General features: G+C 74.1%; 20 protein-coding genes. 14 read left to right on the forward strand and 6 right to left on the reverse strand.

The window, feature by feature from the left end; genetic code table 11:
- The first annotated feature begins 49 nt into the window (after nt 1-49).
- The 9 genes from MMF93_RS07245 (at nt 50) to MMF93_RS07285 (ending at nt 12073) form a co-directional block, all read left to right on the forward strand.
- Nucleotides 50-1204: a cobalamin biosynthesis protein gene (locus MMF93_RS07245; protein ID WP_242750239.1), complete on the forward strand. Its 1155-nt coding sequence runs from the start codon at nt 50-52 to the stop codon at nt 1202-1204.
- Nucleotides 1201-2772 carry a cobyric acid synthase gene (locus MMF93_RS07250; RefSeq protein WP_242750240.1) on the forward strand — a complete coding sequence of 524 codons (1572 nt, stop codon included), beginning with the start codon at nt 1201-1203 and terminating at the stop codon, nt 2770-2772. The genes MMF93_RS07245 and MMF93_RS07250 overlap by 4 nt, the downstream gene beginning before the upstream one ends.
- 174 nt (nt 2773-2946) lie before the next feature.
- Complete coding sequence (locus MMF93_RS07255) at nt 2947-5100, forward strand: putative cobaltochelatase (protein ID WP_242750241.1); 2154 nt, start codon at nt 2947-2949, stop codon at nt 5098-5100.
- Complete coding sequence (cobO, locus tag MMF93_RS07260; protein WP_242750242.1) at nt 5100-5708, forward strand: cob(I)yrinic acid a,c-diamide adenosyltransferase; 609 nt, start codon at nt 5100-5102, stop codon at nt 5706-5708. Before MMF93_RS07255 ends, cobO begins: the two co-directional genes overlap by 1 nt.
- A 31-nt stretch (nt 5709-5739) precedes the next feature.
- A complete protein-coding gene (locus tag MMF93_RS07265) occupies nt 5740-7113 on the forward strand; it encodes a cobyrinic acid a,c-diamide synthase CobB (RefSeq protein WP_242750243.1) in 1374 nt (457 codons plus the stop codon).
- The gene (locus MMF93_RS07270; protein WP_242750244.1) at nt 7110-7595 is read left to right on the forward strand and encodes a cobalamin biosynthesis protein; all 486 of its coding nucleotides are present in this window, start codon (nt 7110-7112) and stop codon (nt 7593-7595) included. The genes MMF93_RS07265 and MMF93_RS07270 overlap by 4 nt, the downstream gene beginning before the upstream one ends.
- Complete coding sequence (gene cobC / locus MMF93_RS07275; protein WP_242750245.1) at nt 7592-8722, forward strand: Rv2231c family histidinol phosphate aminotransferase CobC; 1131 nt, start codon at nt 7592-7594, stop codon at nt 8720-8722. Before MMF93_RS07270 ends, cobC begins: the two co-directional genes overlap by 4 nt.
- A 93-nt stretch (nt 8723-8815) precedes the next feature.
- Nucleotides 8816-10129 carry an alpha/beta fold hydrolase gene (locus MMF93_RS07280; RefSeq protein ID WP_242750246.1) on the forward strand — a complete coding sequence of 438 codons (1314 nt, stop codon included), beginning with the start codon at nt 8816-8818 and terminating at the stop codon, nt 10127-10129.
- 177 nt (nt 10130-10306) lie between these two features.
- Nucleotides 10307-12073, forward strand: a complete 1767-nt coding sequence (locus MMF93_RS07285) for an MOSC domain-containing protein (protein WP_242750247.1) — start codon at nt 10307-10309, stop codon at nt 12071-12073.
- A gap of 9 nt (nt 12074-12082) precedes the next feature.
- Here the strand turns inward: MMF93_RS07285 and MMF93_RS07290 are convergent, their stop codons facing one another.
- The 4 genes from MMF93_RS07290 to MMF93_RS07305 all read right to left on the reverse strand — a co-directional run bounded on the left by MMF93_RS07290 (nt 12083) and on the right by MMF93_RS07305 (nt 16062).
- On the reverse strand, nt 12083-12490 hold the full coding sequence (locus MMF93_RS07290) for a DnaJ family domain-containing protein (RefSeq protein WP_242750248.1): 408 nt from the start codon (nt 12488-12490) through the stop codon (nt 12083-12085).
- 143 nt (nt 12491-12633) lie between these two features.
- Nucleotides 12634-13164 carry a hypothetical protein gene (locus MMF93_RS07295; RefSeq protein WP_242750249.1) on the reverse strand — a complete coding sequence of 177 codons (531 nt, stop codon included), beginning with the start codon at nt 13162-13164 and terminating at the stop codon, nt 12634-12636.
- 198 nt (nt 13165-13362) lie between these two features.
- On the reverse strand, nt 13363-14901 hold the full coding sequence (locus tag MMF93_RS07300; RefSeq protein ID WP_242750250.1) for a carboxyl transferase domain-containing protein: 1539 nt from the start codon (nt 14899-14901) through the stop codon (nt 13363-13365).
- A gap of 60 nt (nt 14902-14961) precedes the next feature.
- Nucleotides 14962-16062, reverse strand: a complete 1101-nt coding sequence (locus MMF93_RS07305; protein ID WP_242750251.1) for an amidohydrolase family protein — start codon at nt 16060-16062, stop codon at nt 14962-14964.
- Between the two features lie 555 nt (nt 16063-16617).
- Between MMF93_RS07305 and ectA the strand changes: the two genes are divergently transcribed.
- From ectA to thpD, 4 genes are all read left to right on the forward strand, one after another.
- The gene (ectA, locus tag MMF93_RS07310; protein WP_114016985.1) at nt 16618-17133 is read left to right on the forward strand and encodes a diaminobutyrate acetyltransferase; all 516 of its coding nucleotides are present in this window, start codon (nt 16618-16620) and stop codon (nt 17131-17133) included.
- Nucleotides 17134-17228: 95 nt separating this feature from the next.
- Nucleotides 17229-18506: a diaminobutyrate--2-oxoglutarate transaminase gene (gene ectB, locus MMF93_RS07315; RefSeq protein ID WP_242750252.1), complete on the forward strand. Its 1278-nt coding sequence runs from the start codon at nt 17229-17231 to the stop codon at nt 18504-18506.
- Nucleotides 18507-18584: 78 nt separating this feature from the next.
- Nucleotides 18585-18989: an ectoine synthase gene (locus MMF93_RS07320; protein WP_114020846.1), complete on the forward strand. Its 405-nt coding sequence runs from the start codon at nt 18585-18587 to the stop codon at nt 18987-18989.
- Nucleotides 18990-19127: 138 nt separating this feature from the next.
- Entirely contained in the window at nt 19128-20027 is a 900-nt protein-coding gene (gene thpD, locus MMF93_RS07325; RefSeq protein WP_242750253.1) for an ectoine hydroxylase, read from the forward strand.
- Nucleotides 20028-20190: 163 nt separating this feature from the next.
- Here the strand turns inward: thpD and MMF93_RS07330 are convergent, their stop codons facing one another.
- Together MMF93_RS07330 and MMF93_RS07335 are read right to left on the reverse strand one after the other, a co-directional pair.
- On the reverse strand, nt 20191-21264 hold the full coding sequence (locus tag MMF93_RS07330; protein ID WP_242750254.1) for an aminotransferase class V-fold PLP-dependent enzyme: 1074 nt from the start codon (nt 21262-21264) through the stop codon (nt 20191-20193).
- Nucleotides 21265-21337: 73 nt separating this feature from the next.
- Complete coding sequence (locus tag MMF93_RS07335) at nt 21338-22876, reverse strand: aldehyde dehydrogenase (NADP(+)) (RefSeq protein WP_242750255.1); 1539 nt, start codon at nt 22874-22876, stop codon at nt 21338-21340.
- A 179-nt stretch (nt 22877-23055) separates the two neighbouring features.
- Here MMF93_RS07335 and MMF93_RS07340 point away from each other — a divergent pair, with 179 nt between their 5' ends.
- Nucleotides 23056-23826, forward strand: a complete 771-nt coding sequence (locus tag MMF93_RS07340) for an IclR family transcriptional regulator (RefSeq protein WP_242750256.1) — start codon at nt 23056-23058, stop codon at nt 23824-23826.
- The last annotated feature ends 27 nt before the right edge of the window (nt 23827-23853 follow it).

A 23853-nucleotide genomic window follows, 5' to 3' on the forward strand; every position in this document is an offset into this window, starting at 1 on the left:
CCTCCGTCGTCGTGGATGTGTGCGCCGGGCCCCTCGCGTGAAGCGGACCGTGGGCGTCCAGGCCGGTGGGGCCGTCGCCGGATTCCTCATCGACGCGCTGCTCGGCGATCCGCGACGCGGCCACCCCGTCGCGGCCTTCGGCCGGGCCGCGGGCGCACTGGAGCGACGGATGTGGCGCGACCACCGCGGCGTGGGAGCGCTGTACGTGGCGCTGTGCGCGGGCGGCGCGCTCGCGGTGGGACACGTGAGCACGGCTGCGGCGGCCCCCGCAGCCGGCAGGGGCGCGGGCACACTCGCCGAGCCCGGCGCGGGCGCGCTCTCCGGGGTCGACGCGGGCAGCGAGTCGCGGGCGGCAGGGGGGTCGACGGTTCGGGCCGTCGTGGTGACTGCCGCCGCCACGTGGGCCGTGCTCGGTGGTACGTCCCTCACGCGGGAGGCGCGCGCCGTGGCCGCGGCGCTGGAGGCCGGTGATCTCGAGCTGGCCCGCGAGCGGCTGCCCGCGCTGTGCGGCCGCGATCCGCAGGGGCTCGACGCGCAGGGCGTGGCGCGCGCGGTCGTCGAGTCCGTCGCGGAGAACACCTCGGACGCCGTGGTCGGCGCCCTGGTGTGGGGGGCGTTGGCGGGCGTGCCCGGGATGCTGGGTTTCCGGGCGGTCAACACGCTGGACGCGATGGTCGGTCACCGCTCGCCGCGCCACCGCAGGTTCGGCTGGGCCGCCGCCCGGCTGGACGACGCCGCGGGCTGGCCGGGGGCGCGGCTGACCGCCGTGCTGGCCGCCGTGGCCGGGCCGAACCCGCGCGGCGCGCTGCGCGCGTGGCGGTCGGACGCGCACCGGCATCCGAGCCCCAACGCGGGTCCGGTCGAGGCGTCGTTCGCCGGGGCGCTCGGTGTGCGGCTCGGCGGGACGCTCTCCTACGGCGGGCGCGTCGAGCACCGTCCCGTCCTCAACGGGCCCGGCGCTCGGGCGCGGACGGCCGACATCGAGCGGGCGGTGCGGTTGTCCCGCCGCGTCGGCGTGCTGGCGCTGGCGGTCTGCTGCGCGGTCGGTGCGGCGCGAGGCACGGTCGACGCGGCACGAGGCACGGTCGACGCGGCACGAGGCACGGTCGACGCGGCACGAGGCACGGTCGGCGCGGCACGAGGCGGGGCGAGTGGGACGACGCGGCGCCCCCGGGGCGCCGGGAGCGCGGGAGGCGCACGGTGAACGATGGGGGCGGACTGCTGGTCGCGGGGACGACCTCGGACGCGGGCAAGAGCGTGGTGACGGCGGGCATCTGCCGCTGGCTGGCCCGCAAGGGGCTGCGCGTGGCGCCGTTCAAGGCGCAGAACATGTCGCTGAACTCCTACGTCACGCTCGACGGCGCCGAGATCGGCCGGGCGCAGGCCATGCAGGCGGCGGCGGCCCGCACGGAGCCGAGCGCGCTGATGAACCCGGTGCTGTTGAAGCCGGGCGGCGACCGCACCAGCCAGGTCGTGCTGCTGGGCAAGCCGGTGGGCGAGATGTCAGCGCAGGGCTACTTCGGCCGGCACACAGGCGAGGGCCGGGGCGTGCGGTTCGGGCGGCGCGAGGAGCTGCTGGAGACGGTGGCGGGCTGCCTGGAGGAGCTGCGGCGTACCCATGACGCGGTCGTCTGCGAGGGCGCGGGCAGTCCGGCCGAGATCAACCTGCGGCGCAGCGACATCGTCAACATGGGCCTGGCACGGGCGTGCCGGCTGCCGGTCGTGGTGGTCGGCGACATCGACAGGGGCGGCGTCTTCGCCTCCTTGTTCGGTACGACGGCGCTGCTGGCCCCCGAGGACCAGGAGCTGGTCGCAGGCTACCTGGTGAACAAGTTCCGCGGCGATGTGACCCTGCTTGAGCCGGGTCTGGAGATGCTGCGCGGCCTGACGGGACGGCCGACGCTCGGGGTGCTGCCGTTCCGGCACGGTCTGGGCATCGACGAGGAGGACGGCCTGCGGGTCTCCCTGCGGGGCGCTGTACGGGACTCCTCCGTCGCGGCTCCGCACGGTGCCGACGTGCTGCGGGTCGCGGTGCTCGCGGTGCCGCTGATGTCGAACTTCACCGACGTGGACGCGCTGGCGGCCGAGCCGGGCGTGGTGGTGCGCTTCTGCGACCGTGCGGAGGAGCTGGCCGACGCCGATCTGGTCGTCGTACCCGGCACGCGCGGGACGGTCGGGGCGCTGGAGTGGCTGCGCGAGCGCGGCCTGGCGGACGCGGTGGCGCGGCGGGCCGCCGAGGGGCGCCCTGTGCTGGGCATCTGCGGCGGCTACCAGCTGCTCGGCGAGCGGATCGAGGACGAGGTCGAGTCGCGTGCGGGCGTGGTCGACGGGCTCGGACTGCTGCCTGTTCGGGTGCGGTTCGCCCACGGCAAGACCCTCGCCCGTCCGCACGGCACGGCGCTGGGCGAGCCGGTGGAGGGCTACGAGATCCACCACGGCGTGGCCGATGTGCACGGCGGTGAGGGCTTTTTCCGCTCGGCGGGCGGCGGGGAGCTGGACGGGTGCCGGGTGGGGGCCGTGTGGGGCACCCACTGGCACGGTTCGCTGGAGTCGGACGGCTTCCGCCGCGCCTTCCTGCGCCGGGTCGCCGCCGACGCGGGCCGCGCCTTCGAGCCCGCGCCCGACACCCGGTTCGCCGCCCTGCGCGAGGAACAGCTCGACCGGCTGGGCGATCTGATCGAGGAGCACGCGGACACGGCGGCGCTGCTGCGCCTCATCGAGGAGGGCGTGCCGGAGGGGTTGCCCTTCGTGCCGCCGGGGGCGCCGCCGTGAAGGCTCCGCAGTCTTGGAACCCCCACATCGGTGGGGAGCACAGTGCCCGAACCGCTGTCGAGTGCGCGGTGCCCGGATCACCCCCGCGACGGCGAGGAGCAGGAGCTCCACACTCGCGGTCGCCTGCCCGTGAGCCCGACCTGTTCGATCTAAGCCACTCGAAGGAGTGACCGCGTGACGCCTCCCTATCCCTTCACAGCCCTCGTCGGCCAAGCCGACTTGCAGCTTTCCCTCCTGCTCAACGCCGTCTCCCCCGCCATTGGCGGCGTCCTGGTGCGCGGCGAGAAAGGCACGGCGAAGAGCACGGCCGTCAGGGCCGTCTCGGCGCTGCTGCCTGACGTGAGGGTCGTGCCCGGCTGCCGCTTCTCCTGCGACCCCGCCGCACCCGACCCGGACTGCCCCGACGGCCCGCACGCGGGCACCGACCCGGACGCGGCCGAGGCCCGCCCGGCGCGGATGGTGGAGCTCCCGGTCGGCGCCTCGGAGGACCGGCTGGTGGGCGCGCTCGACATCGAGCGGGCGCTCTCGGAGGGCGTGAAGGCGTTCGAGCCGGGGCTGCTGGCGGACGCGCACCGGGGCGTGCTGTACGTGGACGAGGTCAACCTCCTCCACGACCACCTGGTCGACCTGCTGCTCGACGCCGCCGCGATGGGCGCCTCCTACGTGGAGCGGGAGGGCGTCTCGGTACGGCACGCGTCCCGCTTCCTGCTGGTGGGCACGATGAACCCCGAGGAGGGTGAGCTGCGCCCCCAGTTGCTCGACAGGTTCGGGCTGACGGTGGAGGTGGCGGCCTCGCGTGAGCCGGACGAGCGGGTGGAGGTCGTGCGGCGCCGGCTGGCCTACGACGACGGTCCCGAGGGGTTCGCGGCGCGCTGGGCCGACGAGGAGCGTCTGCTGCGCGAGCGCATCGTGGCGGCCCGCGCGCTGCTGCCGAAGGTGCGGCTGGGGGACGCCGCGCTGCGGCAGATCGCCGCGACCTGCGCGGCGTTCGAGGTGGATGGCATGCGCGCCGATCTGGTGATGGCCCGTACGGCGACGGCGCTGGCCGCGTGGGCGGGGCGCGGTCAGGTGGAGCAGGCGGACGTGAGGCAGGCCGCGCTGCTGGCTCTCCCGCACCGGCGCAGGCGCAACCCCTTCGACGCGCCGGGGCTGGACGAGGAGAAGCTGGACCGGACGCTGGAAGAGAACGCTCCCGAGGACGACGGGCCTGAGGACGATGGGCCCGGCAACGGAGCACCGGACGACGGCGGCGACGAGGGGCCCGAGGACGGCCCCGGCGGCGGCATCCCCCCGCAGTCCCAGCCCCACGACGCCCCGCAGGACGATGCCCCGCGCAACGCCCCGCGAAACGACGCACGGGACGACGCGTACGAGGGGGCCGACAGCGGGACGGCCGGCCCGGAGGAGGCCGCTGCCGAGCAGCAGACCGACGGGGCGCCGTCCGGACGGCCCGCGGGCGGGGAGGCCGCCGGGCAGCAGCCCGCCGCTGAGACGGGTGAGCCGTTCAAGACGCGCGTTCTGACCGTCCCCGGGCTCGGTGAGGGCGCGGCCGGGCGGCGCTCACGTGCCCGTACGGCGCACGGCCGCACCACGGGGGCACGCCGCCCCCACGGCGCGCTCGGCAAGCTGCACCTGGCGGCCACCGTGCGGGCGGCGGCGCCGTACCAGCGCGCGCGGGGGCGCAGCGGCAGCGGCCTGGTGGTGCGCCGGGACGACCTGCGGGAGGCGGTGCGGGAGGGCCGCGAGGGCAACCTGGTGCTGTTCGTGGTGGACGCGTCGGGTTCGATGGCGGCGCGGCAGCGGATGAGCGCGGTCAAGGGCGCGGTCCTGTCGCTGCTGCTGGACGCCTACCAGCGCCGCGACAAGGTCGGTCTGGTGACGTTCCGGCGACAGGAAGCGGAGGTGGCCCTGCCGCCGACGTCGTCCGTGGACGCGGCCGCCGCCCGTCTCGAGTCGCTGCCGACCGGGGGCCGCACGCCGCTGGCGGCCGGGCTGCTGCGGGCACGTGAGGTGCTGCGCGTGGAGCGGCTGCGGGACCCGGCGCGGCGCCCGCTGCTGGTGACCGTCACCGACGGGCGGGCCACGGGCGGTCCCGAGCCGCTGGTGCGCACCCGGCAGGCGGCGGGGGCGCTGGCCGCTGACGGCGTCGCCTCGGTGGTCGTGGACTGCGAGGCCGGACACGTACGGCTGGGGCTGGCGGCCCAGTTGGCCGCCCAGCTGGGCGGCGAATCCGTCACGCTGGACGCGTTGCGCGCGGACTCGGTGGCCGAACTCGTCCGCCACACCACGGACGCGAGGGATTCCAGGAACGCACGGAGGGCGGCGTAATGCCGAAGGGACAGCCGAGTGTCGTACCCGCTGACGGTCTCACCACGCGTCAGCGCCGCAACCGGCCGCTGGTGGCGGTGCACACGGGCACCGGAAAGGGGAAGTCGACGGCCGCGTTCGGGCTGGCGCTGCGGGCGTGGAACCAGGGGTGGCCTGTCGGGGTGTTCCAGTTCGTGAAGTCGGCCAAGTGGAAGGTCGGCGAGGAGCGCGCGCTCAAGGTGCTCGGTGAGACGGGCGAGGGCGGCAGCGTGACGTGGCACAAGATGGGCGAGGGCTGGTCGTGGATCCAGCGCAACGTCGCCGACGGCGAGATGAGCAGCGAGGCCGCGGCCCGCGAGGGCTGGGAGCAGGTCAAGCGCGATCTGGCCGCCGAGACGTACCGGATGCTGGTGCTGGACGAGTTCGCCTACCCGATGCACTGGGGCTGGGTGGACGTGCGCGAGGTGGTGTCCGTGCTGCGGGAGCGCCCCGGTACCCAGCACGTCGTGGTCACGGGCCGGAACGCGCCGCGGGAGCTGGTCGACGCGGCGGACCTGGTGACCGACTTCTCGAAGGTGAAGCACCCGATGGACGCCGGCCAGAAGGGCCAGAAGGGCATCGAATGGTGACCGTCGCGCGGAGTGCCGCCGGGGGCGCCGCGTGATCCGCACACCGCGTCTTGTGATCGCGGCGCCGTCCTCGGGCAGCGGCAAGACGACGGTGGCGACCGGGCTGATGGCCGCCTTCGCCGCACGCGGTCTGACCGTCTCGCCGCACAAGGTCGGGCCCGACTACATCGATCCGGGCTATCACGCGCTGGCGACCGGCCGTGCGGGGCGCAACCTGGACGCCTACCTGTGCGGTCCCGAGCGGATCGCACCGCTGTTCGCGCACGGCGCGGCGGGGGCCGACCTGGCCGTCGTCGAGGGCGTGATGGGCCTCTACGACGGTGCCGCGGGGCAGGGCGAGCTGGCCTCGACGGCACACGTGGCCAAGCTGCTGCGGGCCCCGGTCGTGCTGGTGGTGGACGCCTCCTCGCAGTCCAGGTCGGTCGCCGCGCTGGTGCACGGCTTCGCCTCCTGGGATCCTCAGGTACGGGTCGCGGGCGTGGTGCTCAACAAGGTGGGGTCCGACCGCCACGAGGAGCTGCTCACAGAGGCGCTGGAGGGCACGGGGGTGCCCGTACTGGGTGTGCTGCGCCGTACGAAGGTGGTGCGGGCGCCCTCCCGCCATCTGGGTCTTGTGCCGGTGGCCGAGCGGCGCGCGGAGGCCGTGGAGGCGGTGGCGGCTCTCGCCCGGCGGGTGCGCGAGGGCTGCGACCTGGACGCGCTGCTCGCCCTGGCGCGGCAGGCGCCGACGCTGCCGGAGCAGGCCTGGGACCCGGCGCACGAGGCGGGCGGCGAACCGGTGTCCGGCCCGCCGCCCAGGATCGCCGTCGCGAGCGGCGAGGCGTTCACGTTCTCCTACGCCGAGCACGCGGAGCTGCTGCGCGCCGCCGGCGCCGAGGTCGTCGGCTTCGACCCGCTGCGCGACGAGGCGCTGCCGCGCGGGACGGCGGGCCTCGTCATCGGCGGCGGCTTCCCCGAGGTGTACGCACCTGAGTTGTCCGAAAACCGCCCCCTGCGCGAGCAGATCGCGGCCTTCGAGGGTCCCGTCGCGGCCGAGTGCGCCGGACTGCTGTACCTGGCGCGGGAACTGGACGGCAAGCCCATGTGCGGGGTGCTCGACGCGCGGGGACGGATGGCGGAACGGCTCACGCTGGGCTACCGCGAGGCGGTCGCCGTGGCCGACAGCGCCCTCGCGCAGGCGGGCACCCGGGTACGCGGCCACGAGTTCCACCGCACCGAGCTGACGCCCGGCGCAGGCCCTGTGCCCGCCTGGGGGCAGGTACGGCCCGAGCGGCGCACCGAAGGCTTCGTCCAAGGCCAGGTGCACGCCTCCTACCTGCACGTGCACTGGGCGTCCTCACCCGGCACGGCGGCCCGGTTCACGGCCGCCTGCGCGCGGCACGGGGAAGCCCGGAGCGCCGCGTGAACCCGCTGGGACCGGGCGGGGGCACCGACGGCACGGGACCGAGGCTCCTCGCCGTCGGGGTGGGCACCTGCGCGGGCGTGGCGGCCACAGAGGTGCGGGACCTGGTGCGGGGTGTGCTGGCCACCGCAGGGCTGACGGAGAGTGACGTGGCGGCGCTGGCGACCGTGCAGGCCCGCGCGGAGGAACCCGGACTGCTGGCCGCCGCCCGCCTGGCGGGGCTGCCGCTGCTCGCCTACGACGCGCGCGCCCTGGCCCGCGTGAGGGTGCCGCACCCCTCGGACTTCTCCCGTGCGGCCGTGGGCACCCCCTCCGTCGCCGAGGCTGCGGCGCTGCTGGCCGCGGGCGGCGGCGACGGCTCCCAGGTCCGGGGCGGCGCCCCCGTGCTGCTGGTGCCCAAGACGCTGGCACGCCCGGAGGGCGGCGGCCCCGCGCGGGCCACCGCCGCGCTCGCCGCGATCGCCGTCCCGGGGAGGGAAGGATGACCACGTACGAGACCACCGCGCACGACGCCCCGGGCCGCGGAGCGCAGGCGCCGGAGCCCAGCGCCGCCACGCTCCGCCACCACGGCGACGCGGAGGTGCGGGGCGAGGGCGCCGCTTTGACCGACCTCGCCGTCAACGTCCGTACCGGCACTCCCCCGGCCTGGCTGACAGAGCGGCTGGCCGCCTCGCTGGACTCTCTCGCCGCCTACCCGGATGGCGGCCCCGCACGCCGCGCGGTCGCCACCCGGCACGGGCTGGCGGAGGAACAGGTGCTGCTGACGGCCGGCGCGGCGGAGGCGTTCGTGCTGCTGGCCCGCGCCCTGAGCGCACGGCACCCGGCGGTGGTGCACCCGCAGTTCACCGAACCCGAGGCCGCGCTGCGCGACGCGGGACACCGGGTACGGCGGGTGCTGCTGCGCCCCGAACGCGCCTTCCGGCTGGAGCCCGGGGACGTGCCCGAAGAGGCCGACCTGGTGGTCGTCGGCAACCCGACCAACCCGACCTCCGTGCTGCACCCCGCCGCCGACCTGGCGCGCCTCGCCCGGACAGGGCGCACGCTGGTCGTCGACGAGGCGTTCGTCGACGCGGTGCCCGGCGAACGGGGATCGCTCGTCGGGCTGCTGGACGCGCTGCCGGGCCGCACGGTCGTACTCCGCAGCCTCACCAAGACCTGGGGGCTGGCCGGGCTGCGGGTCGGCTACGTGCTCAGCGACCCGGACACCGTGCGGACACTGGCGGCCCACCAGCCCCTGTGGCCCGTCTCGGCGCCCGCGCTGACGGCCGCGCAGGCGTGCAGCGCGCCCGGGGCGCTGGCCGAGGCGGAGGCGGCGGCGCACCGGTTCGCGCGGGACCGTGCGCACCTTCTCGAACAGCTGGCCACGCTGCGCGGCGCGGGCGTCCGCGAGGCCACGCCGGAGCCGCAGGGTCCGTTCCTCCTGGTCGGGCACCCGCGGGCGGCGATCGTGCGGGAGCGGCTGCGGGAGTCGGGGTTCGCGGTACGGCGCGGTGACACCTTTCCCGGGCTCGGCGCCGAGTGGTTCCGGATGGCGGTACGGGACCGGGCCACCACCGACCGTTTCACCGCGGCGCTCGGCGAGGTGCTGGAGTCGCTGCCCCCGGGCCGCTGAGGGGGCATGCGAGGCAACCGCCCTCTGCCCGTCCCGCCCGGCTCCTGATCGAATGGGGGCGATCACCCCACCGCCCACCACAGGAGGTCTGGAATGCCCGCCACCCTGCGGCACCCCGGCACCGTGCTGACCGACCACGTCTTCCCCGTACCGCTGGACCACGACCGGCCGGACGGCGAACTGATCGAGGTGTACGCGCGCGAGGTCGTCGCGGCGGGGCGCGAGCGTGAGGAGCTGCCCTGGCTGCTGTTCCTCCAGGGCGGTCCGGGATCGGGCTCGCCGCGCCCTGTCGGGCAGGCCGACTGGCTGGCGGCGGCGCTGCGCCACTACCGGGTGCTGCTGCTCGACCAGCGCGGCACAGGACGCTCCACGCCCGCCAACCGGCAGTCGCTGGCGGCACGAGGCACGCCCCCGCGGCAGGCCGAGTACCTGGCGCACTTCCGGGCCGACGCGATCGTCCGGGACGCCGAAGTGGTGCGCGAGCGGCTGCTGGGCAGGGACGGGCGCTGGTCCACGCTCGGCCAGAGCTTCGGCGGGTTCTGCACCCTGGCCTACCTCTCGCGCGCCCCGCACGCCCTCCGCGAGGCGTTCGTGACGGGCGGGCTGCCGGGGCTGCGCGTCAGCGCTGACGACGTCTACCGGGCCGCCTATCCGCGCGTGGCGGCCAAGAACGCCGCCCACTACACCCGCTACCCGCAGGACGTCGAGGCGGTCAGGCGGATCGCCGCGCACCTGGCGGAGCACGAGGTGCGGCTCCCTGACGGGAGCCCGCTGACGGTGGAGCGGTTCCAGTACCTGGGCATGCTGCTGGGCCAGGGCTCCGGCTCGCACGTCCTGCACTACCTGCTGGAGGGCGCGTGGATCCGCGGCGCGAGCGGGCCCGAGCTGTCGGACGCGTTCCTGGCCGGCGTGTACGGGCAGGTGTCCCTCGCGGCGAACCCGCTGTTCGCCGTGTTGCACGAGGCCGCCTACGCCCAGCGCTCCGTCAGCACGCGGGGCACCGGGTGGGCGGCGCAGCGCCTGCGCGGCGAGTTCCCCGCCTTCGACGCGGAGCGCGCGCTGCGAAGCGGCGAACCCGTGCTGTTCTCCGGGGAGATGATCTACCCGTGGATGTTCGGCCTCGACCCGGCGCTGGAACCGCTGGCCGAGGCCGCGCACCTGCTGGCCGAGCGCGGCGACTGGCCCGACCTGTACGACACGGAGCGGCTGGCGGCCAACGAGGTGCCCGTGTACGCGGCCGTCTACCACGACGACATGTACGTCGACCGCGACCACTCGCTGGCCACCGCCCGCTCCGTCCCCCACGTCCGCACCTGGGTGACCAGCGCGTGGGAGCACGACGCCCTGCGCGTCAGCCGGGGCACGGTCCTCGAACGGCTGATCGGCATGGCGCGCGGCGAGGTGTGACGGCGTGACGGCGTGACGGCGTGACGGCGTTGCAGAGAGGGGCAGCGCGCGGGCGAGAGGCGACACGCCCGGTGGCGGGGCGAGGCGCGGGAAGGCCGAGGGCGGATCCTGGGTGCACGGACTGGTGAAGCTGGGCACCCGGTCCCTCCACGATCTGCTCCCAGGGAGTGCAGCCCGTTGTCGCAACTCGCCCGTATCGCCCGCATCGTCCGGCACCCCGTCAAGGGGCTCCCCGGCCACGACGTCCCCCTGGCCCGGCTCACCGCCCTGGGAGGCGTGCCGCGCGACCGGCAGTTCGCGTTCGCACGGCGCCGCGTTCCCGCGGGCGGCGCCTGGGCCTCCACCCGGAACTTCCACGCCCTCGTCGCCGCGCCGGGACCCGCCGACGGGCGCGTGCGGATCGACGAGGACGCGGGCACCGCGACCCTCACCCACCCCACCTACGAGAGCGTCACCGTGCCTCTCGACCCGCCCGCGCCCGGGCTCGTCGCCCGCACCGACTGGTTCGGCGGCGCGGAACTGCACCGCGCCGAGCACGGCTACTGGGACGACAAGGCCACCGTCTCGCTGCTCAACCTGGCCTCCGTCGAGGCGCTCTCCGACGCCTGCGGACACGCCGTGGACCCGCGCAGGTTCCGCGCCAACCTGTGGCTGGCACACCTCCCCGCCTGGGCGGAGCTCGACCTGCCCGGGGCCCGCATCGCCGTCGGCGGCGCCCGGCTGGAGGTGCTGCACCCCATCAACCGCTGCGCGGCGACCTCCGTCGACCCCGGCCGCGCCCGCCGGGACCTCAACGTCCCCGCGGAGCTGGCCACCCGCTTCGGCCACCTGTACTGCGGGCTGCGCGCCCGCGTGGTCGAGCCCGGCACCGTACGCGAGGACGACCCCGTGGTGCTGCTCGCCCCCGGGCGTCCCGTCCCGCTGCACGGCGGCCCGCAGCCCGCGGCGTGGCCGCGGCGGGCCCGCGTCGAGGAGCGCGTGCGGCACGGGGACGGCGCGGTCAGCCTGTGGCTGGCCGACCCGCTGGCCGAGGAGCGCCCCGCGCCACGGCACGGACAGCACGTCCTGGTCACCGCGCACACCGGGGAAGGGCCGCTGTGGCGCGCCTACACCGTCTCGGCGCACGACGCCGGACGGCTGCGCATCACCGTCAAACTAGAGCCGGAGGGGCGGATGTCGCCCCATCTGCACCGGCACGCCCACCCCGGCACCCTGCTGACGGTCTCCGGGCCGCACGGCCGCACCGTCCTGGACGACGACACCGCCAGGCCGCTGCTGCTGGCCTCCGCCGGCATCGGCATCACCCAGACCGCGGCGCTGCTGCACGGCTGCGCCGCCGAACAGCCCGACCGTCGCGTCGAGGTCGTGCACACGGCGCGCGGCCCCGAAGACCTCGCCCTGTGGCCCGAGGTTCAAGCCCTCGCCACGCGGCTGCCCCACGCGCGTGCCCGGCTGCACCTGACCCGTGCCACCGCGCGGGACGCCGAGCGCCTCGGCGCCGTACGGGGCCGGCCCGTGCTGGATGACGCGGACCCCGCGAGCACCGCCTTCCTGTGCGGCCCCGCGTCCTTCCTCGCCACCGCGCGGGAGGCGCTGCGGACCGCAGGGCTGGCGGACGCACGCATCCACCAGGAGATCTTCGCCTCCCCCGGGGCTTCGGGCACGGCGCCCGCAGAGACCCCCGAGGGGCCCTTCACCGTCCGGTTCGCCGCGTCCGGGCGTACGGCCAAGTGGCGGCCGGAGAGCGGCACGCTGGCCGAGCTGGCCGAGTCCGAGGGGCTGACCGTCCCCTCCGGCTGCCGGGCAGGCGCCTGCCGCAGTTGCAGCAAGCCGCTGCGCGACGGGCGCGTGGTCTACCCCTCGCCGCCTGCCCTGCCGCCCGACCGGGGCACGGCCCTGCTGTGCAGCGCCGTGCCGGCGAGCGACACCGTCATCGACCTGTGAGCGCCGCCGCTACGGTGTCTGTCCGCGCGCGGAGCGCCACTGCCGCACCGCGCTCTCGACGTCGAAGGGCACCAGACGGTGCGGAGGGCCCTCCAGGGGCGTGCGGACGGCTTCGTCGATCCTGGCGTTGATCTGAGTGAGGATCGCGCGGACCTCCGCCTCGGAACGGGCCTCGGCGGCGCGTTCTCGGGCCTCCTGCGCGTCCTTGCGCAGCGCGAGGGACGGCGGCAGGTAGGAGAGGTTCTCGTCGCGCATCTTGCGCTCGACCCACCACTGCTCGGTGTAGGGCGCGTCGATTCCGGCCAGCGGCTTCCCCGCACCGGGCAGGTTCGCGAACTCGCCGCGCTCCTCCGCCTCCCGGATCTGCCGGTCGGCCCACGTCTCGAAGCTGACTCCTGGGGGCTTGCGTTCCGTCATGGCGCGTCGTCCTTCGCTTCCGGTTGCCTGCCGTCGGTCGCCGTGGAGCGGGTGTCACCCTCCATGGTCCCAGAGGGCGAACCGGTGCGGCCCGGACGGTGGGACCGCGGCGGCCCTGATCGCAGCGCCCGGCGAGGTGTGGGTCAGACGGCCCCGTGCCGTCGGGCGGCGAGGCAGATCTCCTGCACGGCGCCCGGCTGCTCCAGCAGCAGCGTGGCGGCCTCCTGCCCCCGGTGGTGGACGCGCATCCGGGGGCCGTCGGGAACCACGCGCAGCTCAGGCCACGGGTGGCGCCACAGCAGGACGGAGCGCTCCCACATCTGGAGTCCCCTGGTGGTGGCACGCAGTTGGTAGCGGGGGCCTTCGTGCGCGGCGGGCGGGGTGTGTTCGGTGTACGGGGGCCGTACGGCCCAGGTGGCGATCACCTTCTCTTCGGGCTCCAGTGCCTCGGCCATGACGCCCCGGCGCCGGCCGGCCTGTGCCCCCGCCCAGCCGGCGAGCCCCGCTGTCAGCAGGGCCGCGGCCGCGATGGTCCACCACGGCAAGCCGGACTCGATGCCGAAGCCCAGGACAGCCACCACCGCCAGTGCCGCCGTCGCCGCCGCGCCGGACAGCCGGGCGCGCCGCAAGCGGGCCTCCCGCCCGCTGTCGTGCGCTTCCCGCTCCCCGTCCACGCCCCGCCCCCTCCTGCTGACACGTCCAGCCGTCACCAGCGCTTTCCGCGCTGCCGACGCCCTGGGAGGAAGTATGCCCGGTCACCGCGGACTCGGCGCCCCCTGCCCGGCCCGTGCGCGGTACCGCTGCGGCGGGAGACGCGCCGGGCGAACGCCGGACCGGGACGGGGGCACCGTGACGGCGTCCGTGCCGGGCGCTCACCGCCCGTAGGGAACCTGGACGATGCCGCGCGCCACTCCCAAGTCCACGGCGTCCTGGGGGCGCAGCCGCAGGGCGTCGGCCGTCTCCGGTACCCGGTCGGGGGCGCGCTTGAGGATGGCGGCGGCCGGTTCGGGGGCGATGACGGAGAAGTAGCTGTCGGCGGTCACCCACAGCCGGCCCGGCGCGGCCAGGGCGAGGGCGCCGCCGGAGCCGCCCTCGCCGATGAGGAGGGAGGTGACCGGCACGGTGGCCTCCGCGAGCGCGTCGAACACCTCTGCGAGCGCGGGCCCGGCCCCCGCCCGCTCGTCGTCGGGGCCGTTGGCGGCCCCGGGGGTGTCGATGAGGGTGAGCACGGGGACGCCCAGGCGGGAGGCCAGGCGGACGAGCCGGGCGACCGTACGGTATCCGGCGGGCCGGGTCGGGGTGCCGCACTGCGCCGCGTAGGCGAGGGACCGGCCCTCGTGCAGCCCGAAACCGCACCGCACCCCGGAGTCCACTCCCCCGCACCGGTCCCCGCTGATCTCGGCGCGGCTGCCGAAGTACGCGTCCAGGTACGCGTCGGCCCTGGGGCGCTGTCGGTCCCGGGCGCGGGCAACCGCCTCCACTCCGGTGCGGGGCAGGGGTGCGGGCCCGCCCGCGTGGCCGCCCCCGGGCGGTGGCGCGGTGGCCGGAGCGGCCGGTACGGGAGCGGGGTCCAAGGCGGCGCCGTCGCGGACGGCGTCCGGGTCGCCGCCGGTCAGCAGGGTGAGCCAGTGTGCGAGGACGGGCGCGAGCCGGGGTTCGGGGACGACGAGGTCGAGGTGCCCGGCCGCGTGCTGGCCCTCCACGGTGTACGCGGCGGGGTCGGCGTCGCGGGGACGCACGCGTGATCCGGCGAAGGCGGCCTGTGCACCGGGCAGGCCGAGGACCACGTCGGCGCCTGCGGCGAGTGTCGCCCACCCTCCGCCGGTCGTCGGATCGCGGACGACGGCCAGTTGCGGCAGTCCGGCGGCCCGGGTCAGCGCGGTCTGCCGGGCCACGCGCTGGAGCTGGGCGAGGGCGCGCATGCCCTCCTGCATGCGGCTGCCGCCGGTGGCGACGAGGGTGACGACGGGCAGCCTCAGCTGCCGGGCCCGCCGGTGGGCGGCCTCGATACGGTCGCCGGTGCGCTCGCCGAGCGAGCCGCCGAGGTAGCCGAACTCGAAGCACAGGAGGACGGTCTCGCTGCCGCCGATCCACCCCGTGCCGCACACCACGGATTCGTCCTCCCCGGTGTGTTCGCGCGCCCGGGCCCTCGCCTGGTCGTACCCGGGCCACCCCAGCGGCCCGTCCACCGGCTCCCGGACCACCGGCTCGCCGGCAGCCGGCTGGACGGCAGTCGACTCGCCGGCCGTCGGTGCGGGGCCGAACTCGCGGAAGCCGTCCGTCAACCGGCCGAGCAGCGCTCGCGCGCCGGCGCGCGAGGGGTTACGGCGCTCGGGGGCGTGCGCTCCGTGCGGCGGGCGGACGTCCTCGCCTTCGTCTGGTGCGCTGTCACCGGGTGCCGTCGGGCTCATGCGTCCAGCGTGCGGCACCGGGTGCCGCTTGTCAGTACGGCACTCTCGCGGGGGTGTGCCTCAGCGCACCACCCGGCCTCTGAGCACCACATGGCGCGGCGTGTCCAGTACGCGGACGTCCGCGCGCGGGTCGGTGTCGTAGACGACGAAGTCGGCGGGGGCGCCCTCGGTCAGCCCGGGCCTGCCCAGCCAGTCGCGGGCCGTCCAGGTGGCGGCCGCCAGCGCGTCGCGGGCGGGGATACCGGCCCTGACGAGTTCGGCGACCTCCTGGCCGACGAGCCCGTGGGCGAGTGAGCCGCCCGCGTCGGTGCCGGTGAAGACGGGGATGCCGGCGTCCCAGGCGGCACGCACGGTCTCGTAGCGGCGGGCGTGCAGCTGACGCATGTGGGCCGACCAGCGGGGGAACTTGCTCTGGCCGCCGTCGGCGAGAGCGGGGAAGGTGGCGATGTTGACGAGGGTGGGCACGATGGCGACGCCGCGCTCGGCGAAGAGCGGGACGGTCTCCTCGGTGAGCCCGGTGGCGTGCTCGACGCAGTCGATGCCCGCCTCCACCAGGTCACGCAGCGAGTCCTCGGCGAAGCAGTGTGCGGTGACGCGGGCGCCTTCCTGGTGGGCCGCTTCGATGGCCTCCTCGATGGCCCAGCGCGGCCAGCAGGCGGCGAGGTCGCCCTCTTCCCTGTCGATCCAGTCGCCGACGATCTTGACCCAGCCGTCCCCGCGCCGGGCCTCGCGGCGTACGTAGGCGGCCAGGTCGCCGGGTTCGATCTCGTGCGCGTAGTTGCGGATGTAGCGGCGGGTGCGGGCGATGTGGCGCCCGGCGCGGATGATGCGGGGCAGGTCGTCGCGGTGGTCGATCCAGCGGGTGTCGGAGGGCGAGCCGGCGTCGCGGAGCAGCAGCGCGCCGGCCTCGCGGTCGGTGAGCGCCTGCTTCTCGCTGGTGGAGTCGTCCACGGGGCCGTGCGCGTCGAGCCCGACGTGGCAGTGGGCGTCCACGAGCCCGGGCAGTACCCAGCCGTTCAGGGTGGCCGGCTCGGTGGCACCGGGGGCCACCGGTGGCCGTTCGTAGGTGAGACGCCCGTCCACCACCCACATCTGTTCCCGTACGTCCTCGGGCCCGACCAGTACCCGCCCCTTGATGTGCAGACTCGCGCGCTCGCTCATGGCGGCACTGTACGAGTGGCCGGTACGCCGGTGTCCAGGGTGCCCAGGGCGGCCCGTCCGGTGCGGATTCCCCCGCGGGGCGGGCGCGGCTCATCGGGAACGGAAGGCGAGGCAAGGGGGCGCAAGGGGCGGGGAGAAGACGGGAAGGGAACGCGGAGCATCATCGCGGAAAACGCAGACAGGCGCTTGCTCCCCGGTTTACGATGCAATACCGGCGTCTTTTCCCGTACAGGTTCCCATCTTCTTCTGCCCGCTTTCCCCGGTCTCAAACGCAAAGATTTCGCTAGCGCCGAAGCGCGTATTCCGGGCCACTCTCCCTACTGTTATCGCACTGTGACGTACTCCACAGGTCGGCTGCTATATCCCGACATGAAGGGGCAAAAAGGGGCAGTGAGCGGCGCGGCAGCGCGCCCGCCCGCCCGCGCGCGATAACACGGACCACCTCCGCCGTGTAACCCCTGACCCCCGTGCACTTTCGGATTCTGCTCGGTAAATTGAATTCGCATGACCGCCGCACAAGCAGACCATGCACGTGCCCACAGAGACTTTCTGGAAATGCCGGAGGGACTGAAGCTCGACACACCGCGTGTGGACGACGGAGCCGCGATCTGGCGCATCGCCCGCGACTCGAAGACCCTCGATCTCAACTCCTCCTACAGCTACCTGCTGTGGTGCCGCGACTTCGCCGCCACCTCGGTCGTCGCCCGCGACGGAGCGGGTGAACCGGTCGGCTTCATCACCGGCTACGTCCGGCCCGAGGCGCCGCGCACCCTGCTGATCTGGCAGGTGGCCGTCGACGAGGCAGCCCGCGGCCGCGGGCTCGCCGCCGCGATGCTGGACGGACTGACACTCCGTGCCGCCGAGGAGTGCGGCATCGACAGCATCGAGACCACGGTCACCCCCGACAACACCCCCTCCAACCGGCTGTTCACCTCCTACGCGCAGCGCCACTCGGCAGCGGTCGCCAAGGACGTGCTGTTCGACGCCGCCCTCTTCCCCGAGGACGGTCACGAGCCCGAGGTGGGCTACCGGATCGGTCCGGTCGCGTTTCCCGGCGCATCGAAGCGCTGACGTATACGGCCAGGCCAGGGCGGGTAGGCCCGTCGCCGGTCCGCCCTCACCAACAGACTTTCTTTCCCCCGCGACTCACTCCCCAGGAGCAAGCTGTGACCATCACCCAGCCGGACCTCAGCGTCTTCGAAACCGTGGAGTCGGAGGTGCGCAGCTACTGCCGTGGCTGGCCGACCATCTTCGACCGGGCGCAGGGCGCGCACATGTACGACGAGGACGGCCACACCTACCTCGACTTCTTCGCCGGAGCGGGCACCCTCAACTACGGCCACAACAACCCGGTCCTCAAACGGGCCCTCCTGGACTACCTGGAGCGCGACGGCGTCGTGCACGGGCTGGACATGTCCACCTCGGCCAAGCGCTCCTTCCTGGAGACGTTCCAGGAGGTGATCCTCCAGCCGCGCGGCCTCGACCACAAGGTGATGTTCCCGGGTCCGACCGGCACCAACGCCGTGGAAGCGGCGCTGAAGCTGGCCCGCAAGGTCAAGGGCCGCGAGTCGATCGTCTCGTTCACCAACGCCTTCCACGGCATGTCGCTCGGCTCGCTCGCCGTGACCGGCAACGCGTTCAAGCGCGCGGGCGCCGGTATCCCGCTGGTGCACGGCACGCCGATGCCGTTCGACGACTACCTCAACGGCACCACCGAGGACTTCGTCTGGTTCGAGCGGCTGCTGGAGGACCAGGGCTCGGGACTGAACAAGCCGGCCGCCGTGATCGTGGAGACCGTACAGGGCGAGGGCGGCATCAACGTCGCCCGCGCCGAGTGGCTCAAGGCGCTCTCCGAACTGTGCGAGCGCCACGACATGCTGCTGATCGTCGACGACATCCAGATGGGCTGCGGCCGCACCGGCGCGTTCTTCTCGTTCGAGGAGGCGGGCATCAAGCCGGACATCATCACGCTGTCGAAGTCCATCGGCGGCTACGGGATGCCGCTGGCGCTCACTCTCTTCAAGCCGGAGCTGGACGTGTGGGAGCCGGGCGAGCACAACGGCACCTTCCGCGGCAACAACCCCGCCTTCGTCACCGCGACCGCCGCGCTGCAGACCTACTGGGCCGACGGCCAGATGGAGAAGCAGACGCTCTCGCGCGGTGAGCAGGTCGAGGCGGCGCTCAAGGCCATCGCCGAGGAACACGCCGACCCCGTCTCCGGCGTGGCCGACCACCGCGGCCGCGGCCTGGTGTGGGGCCTGGAGTTCCACAACAAGAGCCGGGCGAACGCCGTGGCCAAGCGCGCCTTCGAGCTGGGGCTGCTCATCGAGACCTCGGGCCCGCAGAGCGAGGTCGTCAAGCTGCTGCCCTCACTGACCATCACCCCCGAGGAACTGGACGAGGGGCTGCGCATCCTCGCGCGAGCCGTACGCGAAACGGCCTGACCCCCTGGACGCGGCCCGTCCCGGCACAACCGGGACGGGCCTCTTCCGTGATACACACAGAGAAAGGCACCATCAGACGTGATAGTCCGTTCATTCAAGGACATCGAGAACACCGACCGTCACATCAAGTCACAGTCGGGCACTTGGGAGAGCAAGCGCATCGTCCTGGCGAAGGAAAAGGTGGGCTTCTCCCTGCACGAGACGATCCTCTACGCGGGGACGGAGACGACGATGTGGTACGCCAACCACATCGAGGCCGTGCTCTGCGTCGAGGGCGAGGCGGAACTGACCAACGAGGAGACCGGCGAGAAGCACTGGATCTCTCCCGGCACGATGTACCTGCTCAACGGGCACGAGAAGCACACGATGCGCCCGAAGACCGACTTCCGCTGCGTGTGCGTCTTCAACCCGCCGGTCACCGGCCGTGAGGACCACGACGAGAACGGCGTCTACCCGCTGCTCACCGAGCCGGACGAGAGCTGAGCGACTGGCTCCCGCCGCGAAAGGGGACCGTTTTCACCGGTCCACGTCGGCCGGACGGCCTCCCTGCACCACGGGGAGGCCGTCCGGACCGTTTCGCCATGTGAACAGGGCCGTACGAGAGGAGAGGAAGGCACAACCATGACCACCGCACCCGAGCGCACCGCCGACCTGTACCCGACCCGTGGAGCCACCGAGGTGGCCACTCCGCGGATGGACCCCGTCGTGTGGTCCGAACCGGGTACTCCGGGGCCGATCGAGGCCACGGACCTGGCGGGCTTCGAGCGGGACGGGTTCCTCGCCATCGATCAGCTCATCACCTCCGACGAGGTGGAGACGCTGCGCGCGGAACTGGAACGGCTCACCTCGGATTCGGAGATCCGCGCGGACGAACGCTCGATCGTCGAGCCGCAGTCCTCGGAGATCCGGACCGTGTTCGAGGTGCACAAGATCAGCGAGGTCTTCGCACGGCTCGTGCGGGACCCGCGCATCGTGGGCAGGGCACGGCAGATCCTGGGCTCGGACGTCTACGTCCACCAGTCCCGGATCAACGTCAAGCCGGGCTTCGGCGCCACGGGCTTCTACTGGCACTCCGACTTCGAGACCTGGCACGCGGAGGACGGTCTGCCCAACATGCGGACCGTGTCGGTCTCGATCGCGCTGACGGAGAACTACGACACGAACGGCGGCCTGATGATCATGCCGGGGTCGCACAAGACCTTCCTCGGCTGCGCGGGCGAAACGCCGAAGGACAACTACAAGAAGTCGCTGCAGATGCAGGACGCGGGCACACCGTCCGACGAGTCCCTGACCAAGTTCGCCGACGCACACGGCATCAAACTGTTCACCGGCAAGGCCGGCTCGGCGACCTGGTTCGACTGCAACTGCATGCACGGCAGCGGTGACAACATCACTCCGTACCCGCGGAGCAACGTGTTCATCGTCTTCAACAGCGTCGAGAACGAGGCGGTGGAGCCCTTCGCCGCGCCCGTCCGCCGCCCCGAGTTCATCGGGGCCCGGGACTTCACGCCCGTGAAGTGACCCGGCAGGCGGCCCGCTGACGTCGGGGCGGGGCAGTGCACGGTCCCGCCCCCTCGCCACGAGCCCTCGCACGGACCGCACCCCGGCCCTTGACCGGTGTGCCGGGACCGCGCTCAGCCGCACGGAAGCCACCCTCGGCCGTTGCGCGTGCGCCGGGCCGCCCTCAGCCCTTCAGCAGCCGCAGCAGCCGCAGCAGCCGGTCCACATCCTCCTCGGTGTTGTACAGGTGGAAACCCGCGCGCAGATTGCCCTCACGGACCGAGAGTGACACCCCCTCGGCCGCCAGCCGCTCCGCGGCATGGCCGAGCCCGGGCACCGCGACGACCGCCGAGTCCCCCGGCACCGGTGCGTACCCGCCGTCCAACTCGGCGACCTCCGCGCGGAACCGCGCCGCGAGCGCCCGGTCATGCGCGCCGATGGCCTCGGGCCCGCCCAGCTCCTCGATCAGCGCCAGCGACCGCGCGGCCCCCACGTAACTCAGGAACGGCACCGGCTGTTCGTACGCCCGTGCGTGCGGCGCGAGCCGGGCGATGGGCCCGTAGCAGTCGTCCCACGGCGAGGCCCCCGCGACCCACCCGGCGTGCAGCGGCCGCAGCGCCCCCGCCTCCTGCGCCTGGCGTGAGACGACCAGGAACGAGGTGCCCCGCGGGCAGAGCAGCCACTTGTAGGCGCCGCACACCACGTAGTCGTAGTCGTCGGCCGACAGCGGCAGCCAGCCCGCCGCCTGCGTCACGTCCAGCATCACGCGGGCACCGGCGGCGCGCGCGGCCTCCCTGACCGCCGGCAGATCGGCGATTCTCCCGTCGACCGACTGCACCGCGCTCAACGCCACCAGCGTCGTCGTGTCGTCCACCGCGTCGGCCAGCGCTTCGAGCGGAACGGTACGCAGGTGGACGTCCTCGCGGACGGTGAAGGGGTTCACGACCGAGGAGAACTCGTTCTCGGGCGCGAGGACCCGCGCGCCGGGAGGGAGCGAGGCCGCTATCAGTCCGACGTGTGTGGAGACCGCGCTGCCCGCCGCCACGCGGTCCGGCGCCGTGCCCACGAGGCGCGCGAACGCCGCGCGCGCCGCGTCCGCCTCGGCGTAGTACGCGGGCTGGTCGATGTGGCCCGTAGCCATCTGCGTGGCGGCTTGGGTGACGGCCGCTACCGTGCGGGCGGGGAGCAGACCGTGGGAGGCGGTGTTGAGGTAGCAGACCTCGGGCGCGAACTCGGCGGCAAGCAGGGCTTCATCCATCCGCCCAGTCTCGCCGGGCACGGATGCCGGGTCCACCGGGTTGCCTCCCCGGCTTCCCGGTCCGCCCGCTGCCTCACGTCTCCCGGGTGCCGTCCACGCGGCGCGGAAGTCCCAGCGGGTTCCCGTCCCGCAGTTCCGGGGGCAGCAGCGCTTCGGGGGTGTCCTGGTAGGCGACCGGCCGCAGCCAGCGTTCGATGGCGGTGGCACCCACGGAGGTGGAGGTCGAGGTCGTGGCCGGGTAGGGCCCTCCGTGGTGCTGGGCGGGCGCGACGGCCACCCCGGTGGGCCACCCGTTCACGACCACCCGCCCCGCGAGGGCGGTGAGCCGGGCGAGCAGGGCGGCGGCGGTGCCCCCCTCCCGCGCGGCCTCCTCGGTGCCGAGGTGGAGGGTGGCGGTCAGCGACCCGGTCACCCGGGCGAGCACGGCCTCGATGTCCGCTTCGTCGCCGTAGCGCACGGCGACGGTCACGGGCCCGAAGCACTCCTCCCACAGCAGTGCGTGTTCCTCGTCCAGGTCGCGTGCGGCGAGGGTGAGCACGCCGGGCCGCACGGTGCGTCCCGTCTCCTCCTCGCCCGCTCCGGCCTCGACCGGGGCCTGCACCTTGGCGAGCGCCGCCCGTGTGCGGACGCCGTCGAGGAAGGCGTCCCGCATCCGTGCGTCGAGCAGGTGTCCGGGCGCGGTGTCGCGCAGCGTCACGGCGAGCGCGTCGAGCGTCCGGTCGCCGTCTGGTCCTTCGGGGACGAGGACGAGTCCGGGCTTGACGCAGAACTGTCCGGTGCCCAGCGTCACGGAGCCGCCGAGACCCTGGCCGAGCTGTTCGGCGCGTTCGGCGACGGCGGCGGGCGTGAGGACGACGGGGTTGAGTGAGCCGAGTTCGCCGTGGAAGGGGATGGGCTCGGGCCGGGCAGCCGCGGCGTCGAAGAGGGCGCGTCCGCCGCGTACCGATCCGGTGAACCCGGCGGCGGAGACCAACGGATGGCGTACCAGTTCGACGCCGGCGTCGAATCCGTGCACCACCGAGACGACGTCCGGCGCGAGTCCGGCCTCGGCCGCGGCCGACCGCAGCGCGGCGGCGCACAGCTGAGAGGTCGCGGGGTGGTCGGGGTGCGCCTTGACGACGACGGGGCAGCCGGCCGCGAGAGCGCTCGCGGTGTCGCCTCCGGGCACGGAGAAGGCGAGCGGGAAGTTGGAGGCGGCGTAGACGGCGACGACGCCCAGCGGCAGCTTGTAGCGGCGCAGGTCGGGCTGCGGCGGGGTGCGCGAGGGGTCGGCGTGGTCGATGATGACGCCGAGGTGATCGCCGTCCTCGACCTCGTCGGCGAAGGCGCGCAGCTGGCCCGTGGTGCGGGCGAGTTCGCCGGTGAGCCGGGGCGCGCCGAGCGCGCTCTCGGCGTCGGCGGTCGCCACGATGCGCTCGCCGTCGGCCTCCAGGTGGGCGGCCGCGGTCCGCAGGAAGGCCGCCCGCGCGCTGCGGTCGGCGAGCGAGGGCAGTGCGTCGCGTGCCGCCCGCACGGCGGCGTCGACGTCGGCCGCCGTGGCCTCGTCCGCGACGTGCTCCCGCTGGTCCCCGGTGCGGGGGTCGACGCTCCAGACCGGTACTGCTCCTGCCACTGCGGCCACCTGTGTCCCTTCGCGTTCCGCGGATGCGTCCGTGCTGTCGCCCGTTCCGCCGGACCGGTCCCGCGGATCCGCGCTCTGACAGGCCACCTTGTTCGGTATTCTGAACAACGTCCCTGTAGGTGAATTCCCTTCGGGACTGTAGGTCCGCCTGAACTAAGGGGTCAAGGTCGATGTCCGCCACCGAGGCAGGGAGCTCGCAGGTCAAGTCAGCCGTGCGGACGGTGCAACTGCTGGAGTTCTTCGCGGGCCGGCCGGGCATGCACACGCTCGCCGGCCTCCAGGAGGCACTCGGCTACCCCAAGTCGAGCCTCTACATGCTGCTGCGCACGCTCGTCGACCTCGGCTGGGTGGAGGCCGACGCGACGGGCACCCGCTACGGGATCGGCGTCCGCGCCCTTCTCGTGGGCACCTCCTACCTGGACGGCGACGAGGTGGTGGCGGCCGCGAAACCCACCCTCGACAGGCTCGCCGCGCAGACCACCGAGACCATCCACCTGGCACGGCTGGACGGCACCGACGTCGTCTACCTCGCCACCAGGGCCTCACAGCACCATCTGCGCCCCTTCTCCCGGGCCGGACGGCGGCTCCCCGCGCACTCCACCTCGCTCGGCAAGGCGCTGCTGGCCACCCACACGGACGCGGAGGTACGCACACTGCTGCCCGCACGCCTGGCGCGCGTCACCGACAACACCCTCACCGACCCCGAGGAACTGCTGGAGGAGCTGCGGCTGGTGCGCGAACAGGGCTACGCGATCGACCGGGAGGAGAACACTCTGGGCCTGCGCTGCTTCGGTATCGCCGTCCCCTACCGCTCCCCCGCCCGCGACGCGATCAGCTGCTCCGTTCCGGTGGCCCGGCTGACACCGGCGCACGAACAGACGATAAAAAACGCGCTGTTCGACGCGCGGGACCGACTGATGCACGCCGCCCGCACGCTCTGAAAGCCGCCGTCGGCACGCTGTGACGGC

Source organism: Streptomyces tubbatahanensis (assembly GCF_022699385.1).
GTDB classification, from domain to species: domain Bacteria; phylum Actinomycetota; class Actinomycetes; order Streptomycetales; family Streptomycetaceae; genus Streptomyces; species Streptomyces diacarni.